Source organism: Haladaptatus sp. CMAA 1909, from assembly GCF_043952005.1.
GTDB lineage: Archaea > Halobacteriota > Halobacteria > Halobacteriales > Haladaptataceae > Haladaptatus.
Genome location: NZ_JBIOAV010000001.1, coordinates 2,797,647 through 2,823,183 on the forward strand (window position 1 = coordinate 2,797,647; position 25,537 = coordinate 2,823,183).

At 60.2% G+C, this 25,537-nt stretch carries 20 protein-coding genes, 1 tRNA gene and 3 rRNA genes; 7 read left to right on the top strand and 17 right to left on the bottom strand.

The annotated features are described in order from the left end of the window. Positions 1–12 precede the first annotated feature (12 nt). Positions 13–723, top strand: coding sequence for an aspartate/glutamate racemase family protein (locus ACGYLY_RS15170; RefSeq protein ID WP_395291240.1), 711 nt, complete (start codon positions 13–15; stop codon positions 721–723). Between the two features lie 30 nt (positions 724–753). On the opposite strand, the gene ACGYLY_RS15175 is transcribed toward ACGYLY_RS15170, so the two are convergent. The 5 genes from ACGYLY_RS15175 to ACGYLY_RS15195 all read right to left on the bottom strand — a co-directional run bounded on the left by ACGYLY_RS15175 (position 754) and on the right by ACGYLY_RS15195 (position 6,530). Continuing rightward, entirely contained in the window at positions 754–1,527 is a 774-nt protein-coding gene (locus ACGYLY_RS15175) for a cytochrome bc complex cytochrome b subunit (RefSeq protein ID WP_395291241.1), read from the bottom strand. A 105-nt stretch (positions 1,528–1,632) separates the two neighbouring features. Continuing rightward, on the bottom strand, positions 1,633–2,406 hold the full coding sequence (locus ACGYLY_RS15180; RefSeq protein WP_395291242.1) for an ABC transporter permease: 774 nt from the start codon (positions 2,404–2,406) through the stop codon (positions 1,633–1,635). Further along, complete coding sequence (locus ACGYLY_RS15185; RefSeq protein ID WP_395291243.1) at positions 2,406–3,386, bottom strand: ATP-binding cassette domain-containing protein; 981 nt, start codon at positions 3,384–3,386, stop codon at positions 2,406–2,408. The genes ACGYLY_RS15180 and ACGYLY_RS15185 overlap by 1 nt, the downstream gene beginning before the upstream one ends. 147 nt (positions 3,387–3,533) lie before the next feature. Continuing rightward, positions 3,534–4,142, bottom strand: coding sequence for a TetR/AcrR family transcriptional regulator (locus ACGYLY_RS15190; RefSeq protein ID WP_395291244.1), 609 nt, complete (start codon positions 4,140–4,142; stop codon positions 3,534–3,536). Between the two features lie 45 nt (positions 4,143–4,187). Continuing rightward, entirely contained in the window at positions 4,188–6,530 is a 2,343-nt protein-coding gene (locus ACGYLY_RS15195) for a cation:proton antiporter (RefSeq protein ID WP_395291245.1), read from the bottom strand. Between the two features lie 118 nt (positions 6,531–6,648). Between ACGYLY_RS15195 and ACGYLY_RS15200 the strand changes: the two genes are divergently transcribed. Further along, positions 6,649–7,845, top strand: a complete 1,197-nt coding sequence (locus ACGYLY_RS15200; RefSeq protein ID WP_395291246.1) for a glycoside hydrolase — start codon at positions 6,649–6,651, stop codon at positions 7,843–7,845. A gap of 1 nt (position 7,846) precedes the next feature. Here ACGYLY_RS15200 and ACGYLY_RS15205 read toward each other — a convergent pair whose 3' ends face one another. The 6 genes from ACGYLY_RS15205 to ACGYLY_RS15230 all read right to left on the bottom strand — a co-directional run bounded on the left by ACGYLY_RS15205 (position 7,847) and on the right by ACGYLY_RS15230 (position 15,107). Further along, on the bottom strand, positions 7,847–8,461 hold the full coding sequence (locus tag ACGYLY_RS15205) for a NosD domain-containing protein (RefSeq protein WP_395291247.1): 615 nt from the start codon (positions 8,459–8,461) through the stop codon (positions 7,847–7,849). 239 nt (positions 8,462–8,700) lie between these two features. Next, a 5S ribosomal RNA gene (gene rrf / locus ACGYLY_RS15210) occupies positions 8,701–8,822 on the bottom strand. Between the two features lie 126 nt (positions 8,823–8,948). Continuing rightward, positions 8,949–11,870, bottom strand: a 23S ribosomal RNA gene (locus ACGYLY_RS15215). A 216-nt stretch (positions 11,871–12,086) separates the two neighbouring features. Beyond that, positions 12,087–12,158 (bottom strand) — tRNA-Ala (locus ACGYLY_RS15220). A 125-nt stretch (positions 12,159–12,283) separates the two neighbouring features. Continuing rightward, positions 12,284–13,756, bottom strand: a 16S ribosomal RNA gene (locus ACGYLY_RS15225). Together the 16S, 23S and 5S rRNA genes with 1 tRNA gene alongside form the textbook arrangement of a ribosomal RNA operon. A gap of 1,042 nt (positions 13,757–14,798) precedes the next feature. After that, positions 14,799–15,107, bottom strand: coding sequence for a non-histone chromosomal MC1 family protein (locus tag ACGYLY_RS15230; protein ID WP_231186312.1), 309 nt, complete (start codon positions 15,105–15,107; stop codon positions 14,799–14,801). A 243-nt stretch (positions 15,108–15,350) separates the two neighbouring features. Between ACGYLY_RS15230 and ACGYLY_RS15235 the strand changes: the two genes are divergently transcribed. The 3 genes from ACGYLY_RS15235 (at position 15,351) to ACGYLY_RS15245 (ending at position 17,125) form a co-directional block, all read left to right on the top strand. Further along, the gene (locus tag ACGYLY_RS15235; protein ID WP_007982308.1) at positions 15,351–15,548 is read left to right on the top strand and encodes a hypothetical protein; all 198 of its coding nucleotides are present in this window, start codon (positions 15,351–15,353) and stop codon (positions 15,546–15,548) included. A gap of 41 nt (positions 15,549–15,589) precedes the next feature. Then, a complete protein-coding gene (locus ACGYLY_RS15240) occupies positions 15,590–16,648 on the top strand; it encodes a quinone-dependent dihydroorotate dehydrogenase (protein WP_395284098.1) in 1,059 nt (352 codons plus the stop codon). Positions 16,649–16,813: 165 nt separating this feature from the next. Beyond that, a complete protein-coding gene (locus tag ACGYLY_RS15245) occupies positions 16,814–17,125 on the top strand; it encodes a hypothetical protein (RefSeq protein ID WP_395284097.1) in 312 nt (103 codons plus the stop codon). A gap of 10 nt (positions 17,126–17,135) precedes the next feature. Here the strand turns inward: ACGYLY_RS15245 and ACGYLY_RS15250 are convergent, their stop codons facing one another. The 3 genes from ACGYLY_RS15250 to ACGYLY_RS15260 form a co-directional block, all read right to left on the bottom strand. Continuing rightward, positions 17,136–17,603 (bottom strand): GNAT family N-acetyltransferase, encoded by a 468-nt coding sequence (locus ACGYLY_RS15250; RefSeq protein WP_395284096.1) that lies wholly within the window; start codon positions 17,601–17,603, stop codon positions 17,136–17,138. An 80-nt stretch (positions 17,604–17,683) separates the two neighbouring features. Continuing rightward, positions 17,684–19,399: a phenylalanine--tRNA ligase subunit beta gene (pheT, locus tag ACGYLY_RS15255; RefSeq protein WP_395284095.1), complete on the bottom strand. Its 1,716-nt coding sequence runs from the start codon at positions 19,397–19,399 to the stop codon at positions 17,684–17,686. Continuing rightward, entirely contained in the window at positions 19,399–20,907 is a 1,509-nt protein-coding gene (locus tag ACGYLY_RS15260; RefSeq protein WP_395284094.1) for a phenylalanine--tRNA ligase subunit alpha, read from the bottom strand. The genes pheT and ACGYLY_RS15260 overlap by 1 nt, the downstream gene beginning before the upstream one ends. Positions 20,908–21,259: 352 nt before the next feature. On the opposite strand from ACGYLY_RS15260, the gene ACGYLY_RS15265 reads away from it, so the two are divergent. Together ACGYLY_RS15265 and ACGYLY_RS15270 are read left to right on the top strand one after the other, a co-directional pair. Next, complete coding sequence (locus tag ACGYLY_RS15265) at positions 21,260–21,895, top strand: class I SAM-dependent methyltransferase (protein ID WP_395284093.1); 636 nt, start codon at positions 21,260–21,262, stop codon at positions 21,893–21,895. Between the two features lie 75 nt (positions 21,896–21,970). Further along, positions 21,971–22,540 carry a hypothetical protein gene (locus ACGYLY_RS15270; protein WP_395284092.1) on the top strand — a complete coding sequence of 190 codons (570 nt, stop codon included), beginning with the start codon at positions 21,971–21,973 and terminating at the stop codon, positions 22,538–22,540. A gap of 62 nt (positions 22,541–22,602) precedes the next feature. On the opposite strand, the gene ACGYLY_RS15275 is transcribed toward ACGYLY_RS15270, so the two are convergent. From ACGYLY_RS15275 to endA, 3 genes are all read right to left on the bottom strand, one after another. Further along, positions 22,603–22,842 carry a hypothetical protein gene (locus tag ACGYLY_RS15275; RefSeq protein WP_395284091.1) on the bottom strand — a complete coding sequence of 80 codons (240 nt, stop codon included), beginning with the start codon at positions 22,840–22,842 and terminating at the stop codon, positions 22,603–22,605. Positions 22,843–22,921: 79 nt separating this feature from the next. Next, positions 22,922–24,484, bottom strand: a complete 1,563-nt coding sequence (locus ACGYLY_RS15280; RefSeq protein WP_395284090.1) for a tryptophan--tRNA ligase — start codon at positions 24,482–24,484, stop codon at positions 22,922–22,924. Beyond that, complete coding sequence (gene endA, locus ACGYLY_RS15285) at positions 24,481–25,512, bottom strand: tRNA-intron lyase (protein WP_395284089.1); 1,032 nt, start codon at positions 25,510–25,512, stop codon at positions 24,481–24,483. Before endA ends, ACGYLY_RS15280 begins: the two co-directional genes overlap by 4 nt. Positions 25,513–25,537: the final 25 nt, after the last annotated feature.

Below are 25,537 nucleotides of genomic sequence, written 5' to 3' on the forward strand. Positions count from 1 at the left end.
GAGGTGTCCCTGATGTTCGGGTGGCGCGCCAGACTCGGCGTCGTCGTTCCGTCCTCGAACACGACCGTCGAAGCCGAGTTCGGGAGGGCCGTCCCGGACGGCGTGAGCGTCCACACCGCAAGAATGCCGCTCGAATCGGTCACGGTCGACGAGTTGGACGCGATGGCCGACGACGCGGTGGATTGTGCGGAACGACTGGCCCACGCGAACGTCGACGTGGTCGCCTACGCCTGCACGACCGGGAGCCTGCTTCACGGACCGGGATTCGACACGGAACTCGAAACCTCGCTGTCCGAAACGGCTGGTGTCCCCGCGGTGGCGACGGCGCTATCGGTCAAACGGGCGCTATCGGCCCTCGACGCCGAACGAATCGCGGTCGTGACGCCGTACACCGACGAACTGAACGAAAGGGAGGAGTCGTACCTGCGCGACGAAGGGTTCGACGTGGTAGCGCTCCACGGTCGGGGTATCGAAGCGAACACGGGCATCGGGTCGCTGTCGCCGGAGGACGCCTATCGACAGGTTCGAGGGGCAGTCCCGGACCCCGACGCCGTGGACGCCGTGTTCGTCTCGTGTACGAACTATCGCACGCTCCCCGCCATCGACGCCCTCGAATCCGACCTCGGCGTCCCGGTCGTGACGAGCAATCAAGCGACGTTGTGGGACGCGCTCGGACGGGTGGGAGTGCCCGCGAACGTTCCGGGAAGCGTGGGAGAACGCTGAAAACCTCGAATCACGTCCATCGCCGCCACGTTATCGCGGCGGTCGAAGCCGGTAGTAGCGCCGATTGAGACTGAACATGTACCCCTCCCGCATCGCGCGAAGAACGGAGTACGTGATGAGTGCGGCGATGAACGGCAGAAACATCGTGAGGTCGAAGAGCAACGGCGTGCTGATCGGGATGAGGTTCTGTATCGAGTAGGCGCTGATCATGACGGCGAAGACGACGCCCGCCACGCCGAGCGCCGCCCAGAACGGTTGTTCGACGGGTCGTCGGGCACTTCCCTTGTTGAGGAACGGAACGATGGCGATGAAACCCACGAGGACGACGTTGGCGATCACGCCGAACGTCCTGTCCTCCATGAGTTTCTCGCCGCCGAGGATGGCGAGTTCCGGGTTCAACGGTTCGAGTTTCAGGAGACCGAACGACCAGTACAGGTACCAATCGGGAAGGATGATGAAGGGCGTCGTGCTCGGGTCCGCCGGGGCATCCAGATGCGGCGGCAACGCCGCCGAGAGGAGCAGAATCATCCCGATGAAGAAGCTCACGATTGAGAGGTTTCGAATCATCTCGTGGGGCCACGTCGGAAACGCCAACACGTCGCGCTCGACGTAGCTGGATTCCTCGCGGAGCGTCTGGTCCTCCAGTCGGGAGCGTTCGAAATACTCGTAGGTCAGTCGGGAGAGCCCCTGCGTGCGCTGTTTCCGTTCGAGCCACGTCGGGGTCTCGTCGTCCGGCGAGACGATACCGGTGCCGTCCGTGCGTACATCGTCAACCGCTTTTTCTGTCTTGCTATCGCTATCCATTTCCCTCTCCCCCACACCGCGGTTTCGCACTAGAGATAGAGCGCCGTGTGAGCATGAATGTCGCGGAAAACCGAAACCGAGGGAGAACGGTGGTGTCGTCGTGGGTCAGTACTGCCCGAACAGTCCGTCCCGTCGGGCGCGACGAACACAGGCGCGGAAGACCAAATAACCGAGCGCGAGATAACTGACCGCGGTCAACAACAGTAATCCGAGGTCGACGAGCGGGAACTCCCAGAGCCGAATCCCGTGGCTCATCGCCCGACGAAGCAGATACGTTCCCTCGACCAGCGGGAGGAGTTTCAGGGCCGGAACGGCACCGGCCGGTGCCGCGACGAGCGGGACCAACGCGAACTCGGCGAGCAACAGCACGTTCTCGATCCGTTTGTAGAGGAGCGCCAGTCCGGCGAACGAGAATCCGACGCCGACGACGGAGAGGAGCGAGAGAGTCACCAACGGAACGACCGTGAGGAGGTCGATGGACATCTCCTTCCCCGTCGTCACGAGCATCATGGAGAGGAGGATGCCCCCGTACAGGACGCTTACGAGGAGGTCGGCGGCGACCTTCGCAGCCATCACCCGACCGAGGCCGTAGGGAGAGACGACGAGCTGTTCGAGCGTCCCCCACTGCGCTTCGTGCATCACGTCCCACGACAGCCCCGAGTAGGCGACGTATGCCATCGAAAACAGGAAGAAGCCGACGATGATGCCGGGGAGCGTGTCGGTTATCGTCGGCGCGGCGACGGCGTGGCCGCCGAAGACCACGACGGCGAAGAAGACGTACAGACCCAGCAGTTCCGACCCCGTGTTCACCGGATAGCGACGAAGGAGGAGCAGTCGTTTGCGAACGACGCCCGAAAACAGTCGACGGAACGACGACATCAGGCGCTCACCTCCGTCGTCCCTCCCGCCGTTTCACCGTCTTCGACGAGTGCGACGAAGGCGTCTTCGAGCGTCGGGTCGGTCGTTTCGATGGACCGAACCGGGATTCCGGCCGCGACCAGTTCGACGAGGACGGCGTTCAGTTCGCCGTCCGCCAGCGTCACGTCGAACCGCGTGCCGTCGGGGACCGAGGACCATTCGCTCGCGTCGAACGATTCGACCAGTCGCGCTTTGGCCGATTCGGAGATTCTCCCTTCGACGGCGATTCGATAGGTTCGCCCCTCGAAGAGGGAGACGAAGGCTTCGACGTCCTCGTCGGCGACGATTCGTCCGTCGTTCAGCACCACGACTCGGTCGCAGAGGTCCTCGATGACGTCCATGTCGTGACTGCTGACGACCACCGTTATCGACTCGCGTTCGGCGAGGCGGCGGAGTTCGCGGCGCAGTTCGTGCGAACTCTCGACGTCCAATCCGAGCGTCGGTTCGTCGAGAAACGCGACGTCGACGTCCCGCGAAAGCGTGCAGGCCAACGCTACCTTTCCCTTCATCCCGCGGGAGAGGTCGTTCACCAGTTCGTCCGCGCGGTCCGCGAGTCCGAACCCCTCCAACAGTCGGTCGTGGCGCTCGCGGAGTTCGGCGGGGTCGTGACCGGCGAGGCGGGCGAAGAACTCCACGTTCTCCCGGACGGTCAACCGCCAGTAGACGTTCCGCGCACCCTCCAGCGTCGCGCCGACGTGTTCGTACGCGGCCCTCGGATTTTCGGCGACATCGATGCCCGCCACCCGAACCGACCCCGCGGTCGGTCGAACGAGGCCGAGAATCGAGTGTATGCAGGTCGTTTTCCCAGCACCGTTGGGGCCGAGCAGGCCGACCACCGATCCGCGCTCGACGTCGAAGCTCACGCCGTCGAGTACCCGGACGCCGTCGTACGCCTTCGTGAGGTTTCGAACCGAGACGGCGGGCGACCGTCCCGACGTCATCTCGGCCCCCACGCTATCGATTTTACGACTCGAAGCACGCGCGTCGAAGTGACTGTACACATGGTTAGTGCAGGTGGCTGTACAGTTGGTTAGTTCATAACTGTTTGGTACCGAGAACGATTGGAGAGCGTGCGTTGGGAGGTGGCGCTACGCGTCGTCCGCAAAGAGGAGTTCGGGGAGCAGTTCGGTGCGCACCAGTTCCCTAACGTCGGCCGAAATCCCGGTCATCCCGGCAGCCATCTCCAGCTGTCCCGCGCCCGCGAGGGTCGAGACGAGCAGCTTTGCCACGTCGTCGGCGTCGATGTCCCCCCGGAAGCGACCCGTCTCCTGTCCCCGCTCGACGATGTCCGTCAAAATCCGAAGGTTCCCCGCCTCGTGCGTTCGAAGCGTCTCGCGGAATCCCTCGTCGCGGAGCGCCGCGTTGCCGAGTTCGAAGAACGCGACCGCCAACTCCTCGCTGTACACGTCCGACCCGACGGTGAAGAAGTCGAGAAACCGTTCGAGGCGCTCCATCGGGTCGTCACCGTCGATGAGGTCGCCGCCCTCGTCGAACTGCTCGACGAGGAACTCCAGATACGCCGCGATGAGGTTCTCCTTCGTATCGTAGTGATAGGTCAACAGCGAATGGCTCTTCGAACACTCGGCGGCGATGTTTCGCATCGTGAGGTTCGCATAGCCGTGTTTACACAGGGCATCGTGTGTCGCCCACATGATTTCCTCGTGACTGGAAGGGACGTCACGTCGCGCGTCGGACATACTCTCCAGTAGTCGGGGGGCGTTGAAAACACTGGCTTCGACGCGTTAGCGAGAGCTCACGACGGCAACCGGACAGGGAGCGTTCTCCAACACGTACTCAGCCCGATGCCCGAAGAACGCACGTTGGGAGAGTGGCCGCAGGCTGCTCCCCAGAACGACGAGGTCGGCTCCGGTTTCATCCGCTCGGTCCACGATGGCACGCACCGGATGCTCGCTGGTGAGAACATCGGTCAACACGGACGCACCGTATTGGCGGCCGAGTGTCGCTTCCCTATCGACGATTTCCGCGCCGATTCGAACCGATTCAGAGACGTCGGCTTCGCCGACGAACAACTCCCGAAGTCGCCGCAGGTCGATGATGTTGACGATTTCCACGAGGGCGTTGCAGTCCGTGGCGACAGCGAACGCGATTTCGGCGGCGTGACGGCTGTACTCCGTGCCAACCGTTGGGACGAGGATTCGGCGAATCGGAACCGGTTCGAGCGGCTGTTCGTGTCGGATTCCGTTTGCACTGACGGCGATGACCGGCGTGGGAGTGCGCAGTAACACGTCGTCGATACCCATCTCGAAGAGCGGGCGAGCGGTGTCACCACTCCCTGAAGACGTGACAGCGTTGGAACTCGTTGGGACCGCGAGCAGGTCGTAGCCGCGAGCCAACTCTCCGACGACGGTTTCGCCCACGGACCCGTAAATCGGGACTGCCCGAGTCCTCGTGCGTTCGTTCGGAAGCGACAATTGCTGGGTCATCATGGAAAGACAGTCTTCGGCGGACGCGGTTTCCGCTCTGTCACCGCCGTCGCCCCGTGGACGGGGCGTCTCCGGTACCAGTTTCGAACGAATGAGAGCGAGTATCGATCCGCGGTCGCCGCGAGTCGGTTCGTTCTCCTTCGTAACGTACATCGTCGTGACTTCGATGTCCCGATTTCGAGCGACATGACCGGTGAGTTGGGCTGCGAACTGTGCGTCCGGACTACACCGCGTTGGCAGGAGGACGCGGGAGATAGATCCGAGGAACGACGTTTCTTCCTGCTCGCGGTTCCGCAGTCGCCTCGCTTCCTCCTCGGAGAGTTCGACGTGGTCGAGGGCGAAACGGAGCATCGTCGGCGCCGATAGGGAGGTGACGATGGCGATGAGAACGATGATCGTATACATGGTCCCGGTCAGCACGCCGAGACCGAGACCGACCGTAGCGACGATGATTTCCAGCGCGCCGCGGGCGTTCAACCCCGCGCCAATGGCGATTCCCTCCCAGTTCGAGAGTCCGACGTGGCGCGCGCCGATGAACGCGCCGGTAAACTTGCCGACGGTGGCGATTCCCAACACCGCGCCGCCGACGAGTAGGACTGTGGGATTCGCGAGCGCCGTCAAATCGACGCGAAGCCCGGCCATGGCGAAAAATATCGGTGCGAAGATTCCCAGCGTGATGACCTCGAAAACGTGTCGTGTGTCCTGTCGGAACCGTTTGACTCGACCGACGAGTAAACCGACGACGAACGCGCCGAGCACAGCCTCCAATCCGAGCGCGTGCGTGATCGTTCCGACACCGAGCGCGAGGACCATGACCGTCGTAACGAGCGCGAGATCGCTGTTGAACGTCCTATCGACCCATCGGATCAAACGTTCAACGGAACGGCGGCCGACGGTGAACGCCAGCACGAGAAATACCCCCAGGAGGAGTATCGTCGTTCCCGCGGTCGTTACCACGGTTCCCCCGTGTCCGCGAGCGATCCCGGCAACGACGGACAAAAGGATCCACCCGACGGTGTCGTCTATCATTCCCGACGTGATTATCAACTGGCTTATCTCTCGGTCGATTATCCCGAGGTCGAGGAGTATCTTCGCGATGACGGGAATCGCGGAGATAGAAAGCGCGGTAGCGATGAAGAGGCTGAACACGAACCGATGACCCTCCGCGGCATGAAACGTCGCCGGAAGCACCCACGCGATAGCAAACCCGAACGCGAACGGAACGACGATGCCTGCACTGGCGATGGACGTCGCCCGCTTCGCGCGACTGGCGATGAGATCGAGATCGGTCTCGAATCCAGTGATGACCAGCAGCATGAGGAGACCGATCCACGAGACGGCCTCCAGCAGGTGATACTGCAGCGGTTCCGGCGGGAAAAGTGCCAGGAATAGGTCCGGTGCGAGCGCACCGAGTATCGACGGGCCCAGGATGATTCCCGCGAGCAGTTCACCGAGCACCGACGGAAATTCGAAGTATCGTGCGATTTCTCCGAGAACGCGCGCGGTCAACAGGAGAATCAACAGTTGACCGAACAGGTAGAGCAACTGCTCGTGTTGTAGTGGTGGGACGACGTTACTACTCGAATCGATGGCTATCTCGAACACCCTCTCCCCGATCACCGTTTCGTGCAGGGGACTCAAATAGCCTCGCCCGATTGCTCGAAGTACGAATCGAGTTAGCATCCCTCAACCGTCCTCAGATTTCCGCAGGCGGCCTCACGAGGAACAGATTGTTGTTCCTCGAAAGCGGATGAAGAGTATGCGCAGACGAGTTGGTCGCCGCCAGTTTCTCGCTGGCATCGGTACAACCATCGGACTCTCCAGTACCGCGGGTGCCGGTAGCGTCCGCACCATCGGTCACGACGCACAAACCGAGAGACGACGAGAATTAAACCTCCCCCCGGAAACCGACGCCCCCGTGGACGTTCGCGGCGCGATTTACATCCCCGCACGTGCCTTCAATCGCTACCAGATGTGGCACGATTACGACCCGGATATCATCGAACGCGATTTGGGCTACGCGGCGAGCATCAACCTGAACGCCATTCGAATATGGCTTAGCTACGAATACTGGCTCGTCGAACCCGAAGACCACATGGAGTCGCTCGAACACCTGTTGGACACCGCCGACACACACGGAATCCGCGTTCTCCTCGGCCTGTTCGATAGCGTCGGACTCGAACCCACCTTCGAGAACCTCGTCCACGACGACGTGAAAACCGCCGTTCAATCGTTTTCACCCTCCACCCGGACGATGGCGAACAAATCCCTGTGGGACGACCCGCGCGATTTCATCGTCTCGGTCATGCGGGAGTACCGCGACGACGAGCGTCTCCTCGCCATCGAACTGACGAACGAACCCGGATGGAACAACAAGGACATCCGATTCTTCAAACAGATCGTCGACACCATGACCCACTATCGCGGCGAAATCCCCCTCTCCGTGGGGTCCACCAGTCTGGCGAACAACGCTCAGTATCTCGACTGGGGAATGGACATCCTCCAGTTCCACTACAACTTCGCGCGCAGTCCGGCGCTGTACAACCGCGTCCTCCGACAGGCGAACAACCTCCAGGAGAAACTCGACAAGCCGGTGTGGCTCTCGGAGTGGCAACGGATTCGCCCCGGAAAGGGGTTTTTCGCCGACGTTTCCGGCAACGCGGCCGTTCCCGACTACTCCTCGCTCGCACCGACCATCCGCACGTCAGGAATCGGGAACTTCTTCTGGTCGCTCATGCTCAAACCCGCGTTCTCGCTGTACATGCGCCGAAACGGCGTCCTCAACGGCCTCTTCCACGAGGACGGCGCAGTCTGGGATTTGGAGGACGCCCGAAGCATCAAGGCGATGTCGGGGGACCCCGACTTCGACGGAACCGAACGCAAGGAGTACCCCGACTGGGCCGACGTTATCAAAAAACGGAAGAAACGAGCGCCGGGCGAAGAACAACCCGAATGACTCAGGACAGCTGTCCGCGCCCTCGCGTGCTGTTGAGTTGATTCCCGTGATAGTGGAGCGTCGAATAGTCCACGTTCTCGCTCCGGTTGTCGACGAGGATTCCGAACAGGTTCCGTGCCGCCCGGGAGTGTTCGATAGTCACGTTCGTGCTGTTCCACACCGTGATTCCCTCCGTACTCCGGACGGCGCTCACGTTTCGAACCGTCACCGACGATGCGTTCGAGACGTGAATGGCGCGGTTCCAGCGTGACACCCGAACCGAGTGGATAGTCACGTCGGAGACGCCACTCGCGTTATCGACGAGCAACCCTGTCGTGTCAGTCACTCCTCTCCCTTCGATGGAGTGACCCGACCCGTTCAACGTCACGTGGCTCGCGTTGATCACGATACAACTGCCGGTTAACCCGGTCGCTCCTCCGAAATCGCCCTTCAAAACATAGTTCCCCGGCTTCGAAATCGTTTGGCAGTGTTTCACCGGTTTCGGCGGGGTGGATTCGGTCTCGTGGTTGCCGCCCAATGGAAGATCCACGAAATTGATGGCGAAAGCAACCACGACCAACAGAACCAACGGAGCAACGATGAGGAGTTTCCGATTCGTAGAATCGATGGAGACCATTCCTATATCCACCCTTCTCACGACAGATTATTAAAGGTGAATGGCTCGGGAAATCGTCATCCCTCTCCGTCGTTGATCTCTTCATTTTCGACAGTATGCATGTCATGCATGGTAACGACTCATTACCGATGACCTGTCATCGAACGATTCGTCGAGCGATGTGTCTCGTCGTTCGAGAGAAATACAAAAACCCCCACAGAGCCGCGGCTCTGTGAGGGTTGATGAGTGTAAGTATGAGTGGGAGGCGGCGAATCGAATTTCCCAGAGGCTCGCGCACTCCAGTACTGACCGAAACGCAGACAGGCTTAACTTCCGTGTTCGGGATGGGTACGGGTGTCGCCCTATCGCTCTGGCCGCCTTAACGTCAACGCACGGAATCGAACCGTGTCCAGTGGATACCAATCGTTGATGAACCGATCATTATGTACGTGCAATCCAGTTTACGCCTGGACTCACACTCCGTGAGTGTGAAACCAAATGCGGTATGATTGTGTGGCGTCGATCTGTTAGTACTCGCGGACTGAACGCCTCGTTGCCTCGGCGCGTACATCCCGAGCCTATCGAACTCGTCTTCTACGAGTGATCTCAGGTGATACTTCTTTTCCAAGTGGGTTTCGAGCTTAGATGCGTTCAGCTCTTACCCCGTGGTGCGTAGCTGCCCGGCACGCGCCCTTTCGGACGACCGGTACACCAGTGGCACCCATTCGTAGTTCCTCTCGTACTATACGAACGTTCTCGTCAAGTATCGTAACACCCCCAATAGATAGCAGCCGACCTGTCTCACGACGGTCTAAACCCAGCTCACGACCTCCTTTAATAGGCGAACAACCTCACCCTTGCCCGCTTCTGCACGGGCAGGATGGAGGGAACCGACATCGAGGTAGCAAGCCACCGGGTCGATATGTGCTCTTGCCGGTGACGACTCTGTTATCCCTAAGGTAGCTTTTCTGTCATCAATGGGCCGCAACAAGCAGCCTCATTGGTTCGCTAGACCACGCTTTCGCGTCAGCGTCCCTCGTTGTGTAGGACACTGTCAGACTTCCTTTTGCTCTTGCGCTCTTCCTCGAGTCTCCGACTCGAGTGAGGAAATCTTGGGGCGCGCTCGATATCTTTTCGAGCGCGTACCGCCCCAGTCAAACTGCCTGGCTACCGGTGTCCTCCGCCAGGAGTGAGGGTCGCAGTCACTACCGGGTAGTATTTCACTGATGCCTCGGTGATCCGCTAGCGCGGATACCTGTGTAACGGCTCCTACCTATGTCTGCACAGTAGCGACCACGTCCCAGCGACAGCCTGCAGTAAAGCTCTATAGGGTCTTCGCTTCCCCTTGGGGGTCTCCAGACTCCGCACTGGAATGTACAGTTCACCGGGCCCAACGTTGGGACAGTGACGCTCTCATTGATCCATTCATGCAAGCCGCTACTGAAGCGGCAAGGTACTACGCTACCTTAAGAGGGTCATAGTTACCCCCGCCGTTAACGGGTCCTTCGTCCCATTGTACTGGGTGTTCAGATACCCGCACTGGGCAGGATTCAGTGACCGTACGAGTCCTTGCGGATTTGCGGTCACCTATGTTGTTACTAGACAGTTGGAGCGTCCGAGTCACTGCGGCCTGCTCTTCTGCAGAGCAGGCATCCCTTATCGCGAACTTACGGGACTAACTTGCCGAATTCCCTAACGTCGGTTGCTCCCGACAGACCTTGGCTTTCACCGCCAGAGTACCTGTGTCGGATCTCGGTACGATTAACACACTCGTCTTTTCACGGGCTCCGGGTACCACCAACTTTCGCTCTCCCGCCATTCATCCGCTTCCTGCCATTACGGCTTCCACGGATTTTGACGGTTCGACCGGGCGAAAACCCGGCTTGATGTTTCCTGAAGCGTCGACTTTGAATGTGTGTTAGCACTGGAATATTAACCAGTTTCCCTATTGTCCTATTCGAATTACGATAGGACTTAGGATCGGCTAACCCTCAGCTGATTAGCATTGCTGAGGAACCCTTACTCATAAGGTCGTCGGGGGTCTAACCCGACTAACGCTGCTACTATGGCCAGGATTTTCGATACTGAACGGTCCACACGAACTCTCGCCCGCGCTTCCACCCATCCAGAATGCCAACCTACTAGATCGCTCGATCAAGAGCGCTGCTAGGTCTCGGTGGCGAGCTTGAGCCCCGATCATTTTCGGCGCCGCAAACCTCGGCCGGTAAGCTGTTACGCTGTTCTTAGAGGGTAGCTGCTTCTAAGCTCACCTCCCGGCTGTTTAGGGCTTGCGACCACCTTCAATCGCACTTAGCTCGCACTTTGGGACCTTAACCCAGCTCTGGGTTGTCTCCCTCACGGTACACAGGCTTACCCCGCGCACCGGATTCCTCACGTCAACGGCGTCCGTAGGTTTGGAGTTTGACAGGGAGGCCGACTCCTCTCGGAGGCGGTTCTCCCAATCGGTCGCTCTACCCCACGAACTACCTTAGTGAAGGTCATGCTTCGACATGTTTCGGTTGGAACCAGCTGTTGCCGGATTCGATGGGCCTTTCACCCCTACACATAAGTCACGAGAGGGTATTGTAGGACACCAACTCTAACAGACCTCCACGTGGCTTTCGCCACGCTTCGTCTTGCTCATGCGTAGATCATCCGGTTTCGGGTCGTATCCAGTTGACTCCCCGCCCTTGAAGACGGTGGCCCTCGCGCAAAGCGCTGCGGCCGTATTGGTTTCCCTGTGCCTGCCCCGATACACGGGTTAGGCTCGCCAATTAGATACACTCCCTGGCTCGTTTTTCAAAACGTACGACAGAACATCGGCTCCCACCGATTCCTACTGCGGGGTTGCCCCCGGGTCGTTTTTCAGTGGGCCTTGTATGCCCTGTCGCTCCATCGCCACCTGAGTTCAGGCCCTATTGCACCTCCCTTTTCGGGGTGCTTTTCAGCGTTCGTTCACACTACTTGTTCGCTATCGGTCTCGAGTCGTATTGAGTCTTCGCGGTCGTTGCCCGCGATATTCACAAGGGATTTCCGACCCCTGCTACTCGGGAGCTGACGCACATCGTACTGGTTCTCATTACGGGATTGTCACCCTGTATCATGCTCCGTTCCAGGAGACTTCATGAGACGGTTCCGATGATGAATGTCAGTCCGGACACCACATTGCCCGTGAGGGCTTCGGTTTGGACTGTGTCGTGTTCACTCGCCGTTACTAGCGACATCGCGTTTGCTTTTTGTTCCTGCCGATACTGAGATGTTTCAATTCTCGGCGTTCCCCATTGCGCAAGGCAATTGCGGAGGGGATTCCCATTCGGAGATCTGTAGTTCTTGGCCTCCGTGCGGCTTCCTACAGCTTTTCGCAGCTTGGCACGTCCGTCGTCGGCGCTCGAGCCGAGCCATTCACCAGGTGGCACAGTAGCCACGTTGGAATAACTTGGATTCACTGTAAACTCACGATGTGTGAGTCCAGTGGACGTCTGGATTGCACGTACATACGGTTGTCATTACACGACACGGTGGTCGCCGAGTGCGTGTGTCGAACCCTTCCCAACCGCGTTTTCACGGGTTGGTGCATCGGTTTGTTGGGAGTAGTTCGTTTCGTCGCCCACTACTTAAGGGGCACGATTCGAACCGTCCCACGCTATGGACCCACAGGGATTCGAACCCTGGGCATCCTCCTTGCAAAGGAGGCACTCTACCACTGAGCTATGGGCCCGCCTCGCCACGAGGCGAGGGCTGTGTTAACCCTGGCAGTTCAAAGGTGCCCGACCAGTTGCGTGGTCGAGGTCGTCGAGGATAATCCCAAAGTGAGTCAGGCACGTCGGCCTGATCTCGTTCGTTAGGAGGTGATCCAGCCGCAGATTCCCCTACGGCTACCTTGTTACGACTTAAGCCCCCTTGCGAAGCCCAGATTCGACCATCGCCTGATGGCCTCATCCGGACCTCACTCGGGTGCTTTGACGGGCGGTGTGTGCAAGGAGCAGGGACGTATTCACCGCGCTCTGCTGAAGCGCGATTACTACCGAATCCAGCTTCATGAGGACGAGTTTCAGTCCTCAATCCGAACTACGATCGAGTTTCGGAGATTAGCGCCCCCTCTCGGGGTTGCAACCCATTGTCTCGACCATTGTAGCCCGCGTGTAGCCCAGCACATTCGGGGCATGCTGACCTACCGTTGCCCGTTCCTTCCTCCGCTTTGGCAGCGGCAGTCCTCCTAATGTACCCAGCCACCACAAGGGTGCTGCTGGCAATTAAGAGTGCGGGTCTCGCTCGTTGCCTGACTTAACAGGACGCCTCACGGTACGAGCTGACGGCGGCCATGCACCTCCTCTCAAAAGCTCTAGTAAGCTCATCACACTGACTGTCACAGCTATTGTCGATGCTGGTGAGATGTCCGGCGTTGAGTCCAATTAAACCGCAGGCTCCTCCGGTTGTAGTGCTCCCCCGCCAATTCCTTTAAGTTTCATCCTTGCGGACGTACTTCCCAGGCGGCTCGCTTCTCGGCTTCCCTACGGCACAGCACAGGCTCGTAGCCTGTGCCACACCTAGCGAGCATCGTTTACAGCTAGGACTACCCGGGTATCTAATCCGGTTCGTGACCCTAGCTTTCGTCCCTCACCGTCGGATCCATCCTCTCGAGGTGCTTTCGCGATCGGCGGTCCGTCTAGGATTACAGGATTTCACTCCTACCCCAGACGTACCCCTCGAGTCTTCTGGTCCCAAGCCAGCGGGTTTCCGTCGGACGCCTGCTCGTTGAGCGAGCAGATTTCCCGACGGACCTGTCTGGCCGGCTACGGACGCTTTAGGCCCAATAAAATTGGCCATCACTTGAGCTGCCGGTATTACCGCGGCGGCTGGCACCGGTCTTGCCCAGCTCTTATTCGTGTACCATCTTACGATACACAAAAGCGAGGACGTTATGCCCTCGCACTTGGAGTTCCCTTATCGCACTGTCGTGCAGTGTAAAGTTTTCGCGCCTGCTGCGCCCCGTAGGGCCTGGATTCTTGTCTCAGAATCCATCTCCGGGCTCTTGCTCTCACAACCCGTACCGATTATCGGCACGGTGGGCCGTTACCCCACCGTCTACCTAATCGGCCGCAGTCACATCCTATAGCGCCGGAGCGTTTCCGGCTCCCTGCAGTTCCAGCAGGGGAGCGTTATCTAGGATTAGCCTCAGTTTCCCGAGGTTATCCTGGTCTATAGGGTAGTTTGACCACGTGTTACTGAGCTTTCCGCCACGAGTCTAAACTCGTGCAACTAGCATGGCTAAATCGAACTCCAATAGCAATGGCCTCCGGCAGGATCAACCGGAATGGTTGCCGAGCAGTAACTGCTCGGTGGGTCTGGCGGAAGCATGCTAATGCATGTATAGTGTCGCATATACGTTGGTCCGTCAGTTCGACGACCCCGAACCAAGTAACTGGACGGGTGTCACCGAACTGCCAGGGCTAACATCAGATTCCATCGTATACGGCTGACCGCAGGGGTGGAATCCTCATTTCCTTCGGACTTGAGTGGAGGCGAGGAAGGGTATTAAACCCTTCGAACCTCGTTCGTCCGAGATTGTGAGACGAGTTGAACGCCCCACAGATCGCGTCTGTGTCTGTTGTCGCGTTTATATCCGAACGCCCGCTATCATTTAAGGGCGTCGGATCGGGTTCGCGTCCGGCGATGTGTGGCCGGGCGCGACGTCGTATTCAATCCGAGTGCCCCGTTGTACTTAAGGGCACCGGATTGGACGTGTTTCGTTCGTCCCAAACCGTGGGACGCCGTCGACATCCTATCCGAGTGCCCCCATACACTTAAGGGCATTGGATTGGGTTTTCGTTCGCCCGAATCCACCGGGACACATAGATGAATGCGCCGGATTCGGGCGGCCATCTCGCGGGGAAACCACGAGACGTCGTTCGCATTCACACAAAATCGGGAGATACACTTAAGGCCGTCGAATCGAAGGCTCATCGGCATAGATTACCTAGCATTAGTCAGAGGTTCTGGAATCGTATCGAACGGATTCATTTAGGTCATACACCATCAGGGAAAAGAGAAACACGAGAGTACCGAGAGGGAATAACTCGTGGAATCAATGGGAGACGTCTCCCTATCGAACAGACAATGGCTCGCCGACTGCGGCTCACGAGGGAAGGTTCGAAATAGCAGCCGAAACTAAACTATTGCGCGAGCGGAGGCCAAACCGTCATCCCACGCATCGTGCGTTCAGTCCGGTTGGATGTGCTTCGCGCAAGCGTACTGTTTTGTAGAGGCGTGGAAAAGCTTTTCTCTATCGCGCGCACGCGAAGAACAATAATGATGTGCCTTAATCGGATAAAACAGTCAGTTGTTGGATACGTGCAGTTCACTCGTCCAGGTGCTCGATGCCCTGCTTGGAGACGTTTGCCTCCGTGATCTCGCCTGGCATCCAGTCAGGTTTGTCGTCCGGCGCTTCCTCGTGCCACGCCCATCCTTCGTAGATGTGTACTTTGTCTGTCCCCTTCTCACGGAGACGAAGTTCGATTCTATCCGCGGCATCTTCGGAGCTACCCGGATCAAGTCGACGTGCCGCTTTCAGTGCGGCCTGTCGTGGGGTGTTGCCCGAGAAGACGCTCGATTCATCTCCGTCCGATTGGCGCAGTGCAAAGTTTCGCTTACCATCGTCTCGTACCATGGTTTTCTCCTCCATGCCAATTCAGCACAGGGGCCACTATAAATATATCGCCGATATGAGCGGTTTCCGGCGACAGACATATATACCAGAGTTGCGCCGTATCGTGATTTTTTCGACGAAGGACAGGCCGAGCAAGGTAAGTGGCCTCGGCTCATAGGGCATTTCTAAGGAAGACGAAGCGGAACAGTACGGTAGAAAACACTTAAGTACATCCTACGGTGAAGGACTGCATAAGATACCGCGATGGTACGGAAAAAGAAGCTTAGCCCGAGTGGCGCGAAAGACGAAGACGGAGAATATCATAACGTCCACGTCAACCTACACGAAGACGAACTCGCCGTCGCCGGCATGGAGATCGGCGACGAAGTCTTCGTGCGAGTTCGGGAAGACAAAATCATCATCCAGAAGGCCGACAAAGACGAGGTCGAACACGAGTTCTAGTCGCTGTGGCCAAACCGCAGTCAATTCTCATTAGAAGAACGATGAACGGATACGACGTCGTTAGACCGCTTTTATTTCAGTTACCCACCGAACGTGCCCACGGGACGGTCCATACGCTTTTGAAGACGATCCAAGGGACACCGATCGAACGATTGCTCGGGGGGTACTATCGAGTCGCTGACCCACGCTTGACGGTCGATGCGTTCGGGCAGTCGTTCCCGAACCCGGTCGGTGTCGCCGCCGGATTCGACAAGAACGCGGAGATTCCACACGCGCTCGCGAGTCTCGGATTCGGACACGTCGAAATCGGAGGCGTGACCGCCGAAGCCCAACCGGGCAACCCGAAGCCCCGGATGTTCCGACTCCGCGAGGACGAGGCGATAATCAACCGGATGGGGTTCAACAACCACGGTGCGGACAGGATCGGGGCGCGCATGGCGACGCAATCGCTTCCCGACGTACCCGTAGGAGCGAACATCGGGAAGTCGAAGACGACGCCACTGGAGACGGCGGAGGAGGACTACTTGTACAGTTACGAGCGCGTCTCGGCGCACGCGGATTACTTCGTCGTAAACGTCTCCAGTCCGAACACGCCGGGCCTTCGCGAACTTCAAAACCGCGAGAACCTCGAACGTATTCTGACGACGCTTCAGGACGCGGGTGCGAGTCCCCTGCTCGTGAAGCTCTCGCCGGATCTGCCCGAGGGAGCCATCACGGACGCGTTGGACCTCGTGACGGAACTCGGGTTGGATGGCATCATCGCGACGAACACGTCGACCGAGCGCCCGAACTCGCTTCGCAGTCGATACCGAGACGAGGAGGGCGGACTGTCAGGAATGCCCATTCGAGGGCGTGCGACCGAGATGATTCGCTTCGCGGCCGAACGGGTGGACGTACCGATAGTCGGTGTTGGGGGAGTCTTCACCGCGGAGGACGCCTACCGAAAGATTCGAGCAGGTGCACACGTCGTTCAGTTGTACACCGGCCTCGTCTACCGAGGACCGTCTATCGCCCGCGATATCAACGAGGGACTGCTTTCCCTCCTCGACAGAGACGGCTACGACGACGTAGAGGAAGCCGTCGGGGCGGACATCCAATAATCCCGTTCCCCATCAAAAACCGGAAGACACGGACCGGTTACGGGAAGTAATCGGCCGCTGGTGATCGGAATATACCCATTGTCAAAGCGTAGCAAAGAGATAGCGTTCAGCATCCGTTTCGGAAGGGGGCACGTACTAAAGGGAAAACCGACTGTGGTCATTGGCATGGCTGCGGTTCCAAGCACGTGGTTTTCGAATTGGGCTGAGATTCACTCGTTCGAACTCGGACTCCTGTTGAGTACGTTGGTCGTTCTTCTTCGGCGCAAGCATCGTCCCATTTCGCACGCACTGCTCTGCGTGACGTTGGCCATTTGGGTCGTCCCGCCGACCCACGCGCTGCGTGCGACCGTTGGACAGAAACCGTGGTACTACCTCTTGGCGGTAACGATGACAGAGATAGCGGCGCACAGTCAGTACGGGCACACCGACCCAACGACGAGCGACGAACAATCGGGATACGCCCACGACGCGGACTGAATCGGGAGCATCAGTCCGTTTCGGTATCACGCCGCATTCTCACGAACGGATACTCGCCGCCGTTGGTCTCTTGAACGAACGTCTCGACGCGCTCGAAACCGGCCCCCTCGTAGACCGAAATCGCCCGGTCGTTGAACGTCGCAACCGACAGCGAGAACGCCTCCGGGTCGTACTCCTTCCGGGCGAACGCCAAGCCCGCCTCGACGAACGACTGCCCGTGTCCGTCGCCGGTCAGGTCGGGACGCATGCCGAGTCCGATTTCGAGCGTGCCGTCGTCCAGTTCAAACGAGAAGAAACCCACTCGTTCCCCATCGCCGTCGAAAACAGCGTAGTAACCGTCCCAGTTGATGGGGTTCGTGAACAACGCGAGGTCTTCGGGATCGTCGTCCATGTCGTAGAAGTCGTACGGCGGGTCGTACCGCCACGAGACGATAGCGTCCACGTCGGCGACGGAAATCGGAGAGAACTCGTAGTGCATGCGAAAACAGTCGTGAAGAGAGGGTTTAGGCGTTGTTCAACCGCGGAACGCGCCCGCTCACTCGCTTCGCTCGTTCGCGGTTATTCCAGTGCGTCCAGTCGGAACTCGAATCCCGAGACGGGAACCTCCAAGTCGTGTTCCACGAGAACTTCGGGATGAACCTCCCCGATGACGCCCACTGTCTCGCCGTCGATGATCACCGACGCCGTGCGGCCGGAGATGAACGTCGGGTGTTCCGTCGGCGGCGTTTCGAGGGAGACGTCGAAGTTCCGCGCGACGGCTTGGAGATGAGCCTTCGCGTCCTCGTAGGAGGCGTCGTGACGGGCGAGGACGCCGGCCACGGCTCGGTGTTCCGCGACGCCAGTGTTCTCGCTCCCGTCCACCTGCGCGGCCAGCCCGATCTCCGCGAGGTCCTGCGGATAGGCGCGGTGGGTGTTGTTTTCCAGCACCATCATGAGCGAGGGGAGCGCCCACGTTCGGAGCATGGTGTAATCCTCGCTGTAGGGGTTCTTGATGCTCGCCGGCGTGCCGCCACCGACCACGTCGGTGCCGGGGTCGACGCGCATGCGCTCGAAGTTCTCCTCCTCGCTTATCATGTGGAAGTTGAGGAGGTCCTCGAAGCCGAGGCCGACGAGGACTTCGCGGGCCGCGTCTTCGAGTTGCGAACGCTCGTGTCGTCCGCCGACCGTTCCCACGTCGGGGTAGCGCGGCGAGAGGTCGTTGAAGCCGTAGGCCCGACCGATGTCGTCCACGATGTCTACGGGATGAAGCACGTCCACGCGGTAGGGCGGTATCTGGACTTCGTATGTGACGGTTCCGTCCTCGTTTTCCTCCGCTTCGCCGGACAGCCCGGAGCGTGCGAGGAGTTCGAGGACCTCGTCGGGAGTGAACTCGATGCCGAGCAGCGTCTCGATTCGCTCGTGCGTGACTGCCTTCGTCGTCACGTCGAGGTTCGGCCGGACCAGCGTTCGGTCGTCGTACTCGACGTCGACTTCCTCGATGGTTCCGCCGCGGGCGTCGAGCGCGTAGCAGATGATGGTACACATCTTGTCGATGGTCCACTGGTCGGTGCCGGTGAGTTCGATGAACAGGTCGCGCGAATCCGTTTCGACCTCGGTTCGACGGCCGTTGATGACCGGCGGGAACGAGAACAGGCCGATGTCGTCGTAGATGGCCGGGTAGCGGTCGTACGCCGAAACGATGTCGGCGTACTTCTCGCCCGTTGGATGGGCGCGGAGGACCTCGTCGGGAGTCATCTCGGCGTCCGCGTCGAGCGGGACGAATCGGTCGCCGTCGGGGTCGACGCCGACGTACTGAATCGAGTTGCCGCCTTCATCGGTGGCCGAACTCCCCTTCAACATCGTCAAGTCGTGAATCCCGATGGCACCTTTCGCGCGCTTCCGTCCCATCGTCGCGTGGAGCTTCTCCTGTAGTTGGATGAGCGAATCGAGGGCCTCCTCGTTCAGGTTCACGCCGCGGACGATTGCACCCGTGACGTAGGGGCGCTCCTCGGGGACGCTCTCGTCCACTTCGATGGTCCAGTCGGCGTCGTTCGGCTTCGGCACGTAGACGCCGCTGTCGTCGCCGTACTGGTAGCGAAGCGACCGGGCGACGCCTTCGATGGAGAGGCGGTCCAGACGGTCCGGAGCGAACTCCAATTGCATGTCGCCGTCCTCCGTCTCGCCTTCGAACTCCAGTCCGAGGGCGAACATATCTTCCTCCAGTTCGTCGTCGCTCTTCTCGTCGTGGCCGGTCAGTCGGCGCAGTTCGTCGGGGTTGACATCGACGGTTGGCATCAGTGAATCACCTCCACGTCGCGGAGCAGTTCGAGGTCACACAGCGTCCCGTGAACGTCGCGGATGTCCTCGAAGCCGTACATCAGCATCAACAGGCGTTCGAGGGCGAGGCCCCACGCCATCACGTCGCACTCGACGCCGAGCGGTTCGAGCACCTCGGGGCGGAACATCCCGCTGTTGCCGATTTCGATGAGTTCGCCCGTCTCCGGGTGGTTGCCGAACAGTTCGAAACTCGGCTCCGTGTACGGGTTGTAGTGGGGTTTGAATTGGATGTCCGTGATCCCGAACTGGGCGTAGAACTCCTCGAACGTACCCATCAGGTCGCGGACCGAGAGGTCCTCGGCCATCACCCAGCCCTCGATTTGGAAGAACTCCAGCAGGTGCGTCGGGTCGAGGGTGTCGTTGCGGTACACCTTCTCGACACTGAAGAAGCGCTGTGGCGGTTCCAGCTCGCCCTGCGCGTAGCCCGAGAGATACCGCATCGACAGCGACGTGGTGTGTCCGCGAAGCGCGATGGCTCGCGCGAAGTCCTCGTCCCACGGCGAATGGTAGCCCTCGCCGTGTTCGCCGACGCCGTCGCGGTGGGCGCTGTGGACGCGCTCCACGAGGTCCTCCGGCAGGTCGCCGATTTCGGTCGGGTTCGACAGCGCGAACCGGTCCCAGTGCGTCCGCGCCGGGTGGTCTTGAGGCATGAACAGACAGTCGTTTATCCAGAAGTCCGCGTCCGCGTGCGGCCCGTCCATCTCCTCGAAGCCCATCCCGACGAGCACGTCCTTCACGCGATTTGCCGTCTGGCGGAGGATGTGAACCTTGCCACCGTCGATCCGTTCGGCGTCAGCGTCCACGTTGTACTCGGCGAACTCCACGTCGCGCCATTCGCCGGTCGTGAGCATCTCCGGCGTCAACTGGCCGACCGTCTCGGCCGCCTCGATGCCCTCCATCATCGCCGTCACGCCGTCGTCGGTGAGCGTCACCGACCGGACCGTCGATTCCGCGCGCTCGACGAGACCACGGCTCTCCAATTGGTCGAGGACATCGGGGTCGTCGACCGGTTCTCCGGCAGTGAGCGAGACGAGCGCGTTCGCTTCCGCGTCCTCGTCGGGTTCGGCGTCCGGGTTCGCCGTAATCTCTCCGCTGTCGATGGTTCCGTACCCCTTCCGGGCGTAGTTCGAGAGGGCGATGTTCACCTTCGGTCCTCCGAGACCGGACGCACCGATGGCCTGTCCCATCTGAACGGGGTCGTCGGCCGCCCCGGCCTCGATGGCCGCTTCGTACAGCGCGACTTCGGGAAGGCCGTCCTTGGCGTATTCCTCGCCTTCCTCGGTCAGCGAGACGGATTCCTCGGTTCGTTCGTCCACGGACAGCAACCCCGCATCTTCGAGTTCGAAGACCGCCCCCGTCGCCGTCTCGGGTTTCAGGCCGGTCTTCCCGGCGAGGTCCGCTATCGTTCGTTCCTCCGTTGCGCTCGCGGCGTCCAGCACCGCGACCTGTGATTCTGGTAGTTTCATGTACACTGGGTAGTCGTTGGTCGTATCTCCCGTTGCGCCCGTTTATCCCTTCTGAAGACGGTCGGGCCACTGCGCCCGGTTTCGTCCCCTCGCCGCGAGAGGAGTCCACCGGCCGCTCAGGCCGCGACGAAAAAGTCGAATCCCGTCGGTGGTCGTGGTTCGACAGCGACACGGCCATGGTGGGATTCGGATGGCATGGGTAGATGGTCGCACAGAATCGATAAAAGCGTTGCGAACGAACCGATGAGCGACTCGGGGAAGATGATACACGGCTTGGATAGGTCGATACGTGACCCGGACGACGAGTGTGCGATTCGGAGGAGTTTATTCCACGCCCGTCCATGAAAGCAGCATGATGGACTGGGAGCGGTTCTACGATAGGGCGAACTACGACCGCTGTGCCTACATCGGCGGCGAGCGGATGGCCGACCTCGTGGAGCGGTTCTTCGACCGCGAGGGCACGCCAAAGGAGTTCGCGTCGGTCGGGTGCGGACCCGCAGTCGTCCCGTTTCTCCTCGCCGAGCGCCACCCCGAAATCGAGGTGTTCGGCTTCGACATCTCCGAGACGGTTGTCCGGGACAACGCGGAGAAAGCCGCGGAAGAAGGACTCGACAACCTCCACTTCGCCGTCGATTCGCTCCCCGAACTCGACAGGAATCGGAAATTCGACGTGGTGTACTGCGTCGCCACGCTGTACTTCGTCGAGCAGCCACGACGGGCGATCGAGAACCTGTACGCACACGTTCGGGCGGGGGGATGCCTCGTCTTGAACTATCCGAACCAAACGAGCAGAGCGACGTTCGACAGGGAGTTCGAGGGCAGAAAACGCGAGTCGTTCGAACTCGTGTTGAGCGGCGCGAACATCATCAGCGAGGAGGTCGTTCGAGAGGCCACGGGCGCGGATACCCGAAACTACTGGGAATTAACCGACGCCGAGGACGAGGCGTTCGTGGATGCCGCCACCCCGTGCGTCGTCGTCCGAAAGTAGGCACGGGAACCGACCACGGACGCATCACCTCAAGGGGGGAGTGGGTTCTTAGCCGTCGGTCGCTAGTCGTTCACTATGCCAACAACCGCGACCGGCGGGGGGGAATCATCGGCGGTACGATGGCTGCGTGGGCTATGGGAGTACTACCGTGAGTACACCCAGACGGCGGTTCACGCCGCTTCGGCCGCGGCGCTCACCGCGTTCGGATTGCTCATCTTCGTCAACCGGTTCTTCGTGCTGTTGGCGATCGCCTCCTACATCTTCCCGCCCGTCCTCCTCTACAGCCTCGACTCGGAAATCGGAAAGACGACGCGGACCCAATCCGGGACGGAACCCGATCGACAGGGTTCCCAAACGAGAGCAAATGCCGGAACGGGAACGAGAACTGAATCGGAGAGAAATGCCGGGACGAGGCGAGATACCGGATCGAGGCGACATCCGGACTCCGACAAGAGTCGCGGAGACGCCGACTCCGACAGCGATGACGGTGATACGGATTTGGATAGCGATGGTGGAGACACAGATTCCGACAGTGACGATGGCGATTCGGACTCGGATAGCGACGACGGAGACACCGATTCCGACGGTGACGACGGAGATTCGGACTCGGACGGCGACGATGGTGACACGGATTCGGACGGGTGAGGTCCCGCTCGGCTAGCGGGATGAACGACGGCGAGCGGCGAATCGGGAGAGCGTTCGTCCCGTCACCCGTCCACGTTCGAGGAACGGGAGGACGAGTCGTGCTGATAGGCCATCAACAGGAGACCGATTCCGATGAGGACGAGGATGATGCCGGGAATCAGGAAGAGGATGTTCGGGCCACATTGGTTCTGGACGTCGCCAGCAGCGGTACACATCTGATGTCGAAACCCGTACCAGATGGAAAGCCCACCACCGACGACACCGAACGTGCCGATTCCAAGCAATAAGCGGAGGCGGTTCATCTCCATTCGATGTCGAACGCCGTCGACAAAGCGCTTTTCGAAGTGTGAATCGAGTTTTCGAAGTGCGAACCGAGTCGCACTATCGCCGCGAGGACTCCAACTCGATGTCGAGGCCGTCCAGCAGTCCTTGTGCCTCCTCGCGCTTCTCCTGGTGGTCTTCCAAGAACTCGTACATCAACTGCGCGGCCTGTTCCTTGCAGTCGCCACAAAGGCGTTCGCCGCCGACACATTCGTCGTACACCCGCTTCGTGAACTCGTCGTCGTCGCCCGCGAGCAGGTAGGCGTACAGTTCGTACACCGGACATTCGTCGGCCCTACCACCCAGCTCGCGCTGCTTTTCCGCGGTTTCGCGCCCGCCGGTCGTCGCCGACTTCACCTTGTCGTAGCCGTCCTCGGGGTCGTCCATCAGGCTGATATGGCTCGCCGGAACCGACGACGACATCTTGCCGCCGGTCAAGCCGGTCATGAACCGGTGGTAGATGGACGAAGGCATGATGAACCCGTAGCCGCCATGTTCCATCTCAACCTCGCGGGCGAGCGCCTTGGCGTCCTCCCGCGAGTAGTCGAACACGTCGATGTGCTCGTCGAAGACCCGCTTTTCGCCGTCGATGGTGTCAATGAGCGCCTGATATGCTTCCTCCGTCGCGTTTCGGTCGAGGAATCGAACCCGGGGGCGAAGCGGTTCCATACCGGCGTTTTCGAGCTTCGAAATCGTCGTCTCGACGGCCGGAACGTCGGTGTCGCCGTTCTCCGCCAGCCACGCCGCCGCATCCTCGCACCGGGGCATGTCCGGGTCGTCCGCGTACTCCTTGCGTGCTTCGTACGCCGCCGCGATGTGCGACAGTTCCTCTTCGTCGGCCTCGAAACTCGCGTAGGCCTTCGTCACACCGAAGTAACGCATCCGAACCGCCAAGTCGCGGGCCAACCTGACGTGCGGGTCCTGGTCGGGGCCGACGGGGATGACGGTCGGTTTCGGTTCGGAGAGTTGCGGGTAGAGGATGTCGGCCATCTGCGTGACGACGCTCTGGACGTGCGAGACGTTGGTTTCGCCGTCGAAGCCGTAGATGGACTGGAACTCCGAGAAGTTCGCCTTCGACCCCAGTTCGAACGCCAAATCCTGCAGTTCGCGGTTCTCGGACTGGCGGTAGAGGGTTCCCTCCTCTGGGTCGAATCCGAGGGCGATGAGCGAGAGGAGGTAATCCCGCGCGTGTTCGTCGATTTCCTCCCACGACAGGCCGCGGGCGCTGTGGGCTTCGAGGTCGGCGATGAGGCCGTAGGTGTCCCCGCCCTGTCGTTGGTGCCAGATGAGTTCGTCGAACACCAGTTTGTGACCGATGTGCGGGTCGCCGGTCGGCATGAACCCCGACAGCGCGGCGAAGGGTTCGTCGTTTCGCATGGCCTCCGCGACGCGACGGTAGCCGCGGTCGCCAAAGATGACGCTGCGGCGCATCAGGTAGTGCGGGTTCGGAACGCCGGGAAGCACGTCATCGAACTCCTCGATGCCGAACTCCTCGAACAGCTTTCGGTAGTCCGACACCGTCGCCGAACCCCACGGGTCGAGGACTACATCGTCCTCCCCCGTCGCGGTGCCACCGTCGGGAACGGGTTCCACGCCCGTCTCGAATGAATCGTCTCGTGTCATGGTGTAAGTCGTGTCACCGACAGCCAAGTGTCTATTCGTTCGTTTTCCGCGATGAGCGCAAATATCATTTGTTTTCGAACCCCGTGAGCCAGTCGAACGTCCAGCGCGAGGTCGCGCGGAACGAACTCGTGCCCGTCGCGAAGCACCCGAACGAGAAACTCGGAATGGCCGAGGTTATCGACGGACTCCACGTCGGCGTATGTTCGGAAGTCCGCTCCGAACTTGAACCCGGTCTTCGGAACGACTCCCTGCTCCCGGAGGGTTCGATACACCAGCAACCGTCGGTCGAACCGCTCGCCTTCGACCTCCTCACCGCGCTCGACGATTTTCTCGTAGCCGCCGTCGACCGACAGGTTCCCGTCCGCGACGAGATACGCGGCCTCCACGAGCGACAACTGTAGGATGCCAGTTGCATCGCGGCCACCCATCTGCTGGCCGTAAAACGCCTTGCCGTGGAGTTCGTCCGGTGGGTTCCACAGCAACACGCGGTCGGCGATGAGCGACCCGGACAGGTCGGTCGGAACCGCATGGTCCGTCGTTCCGGTGACCGCCACGTCGTCGGTTTCGAAGTAGGTTATCTCGCTCTCCTCGTCTACGATTGCGAGGACGACATCGCCCAACTCCGAGACGGGAACCGTCTCGCGTTCGCTGGCGACGCGAATCCGGTACAGCACCTCGTCGTCCCACGGCCCGCTTCCCCGAGGATAGACCACGAAATCCGAACCCGCCTGCGCGTTCGATACCCACCCTTCCCGGTCGGGAGAGAGGTAGAATCCCCGTTCTCGCAGGTCGGCGTAGACGAGAAAGCGCGCCGCGAAACCGTTCCCCGTCGAATCCTGTAGAAATTCCTGAAATCCGTTGCCATCCACCGAGTCGAGGTCGCCGCGGAGCAACAGGTGAGCGGCCTCGACGCGTGAAAACGCTACCTCGTTGCCACCGAGCGGGCGACCGTATCCACGCGAGTCGTAGTACCGTTGGCGGGCGTCGCCGCCGACGTGTACTTCGTCGTCGCGTAGGGTTCCATCCATACCTCTTCTGTAGCGTGGGACATCA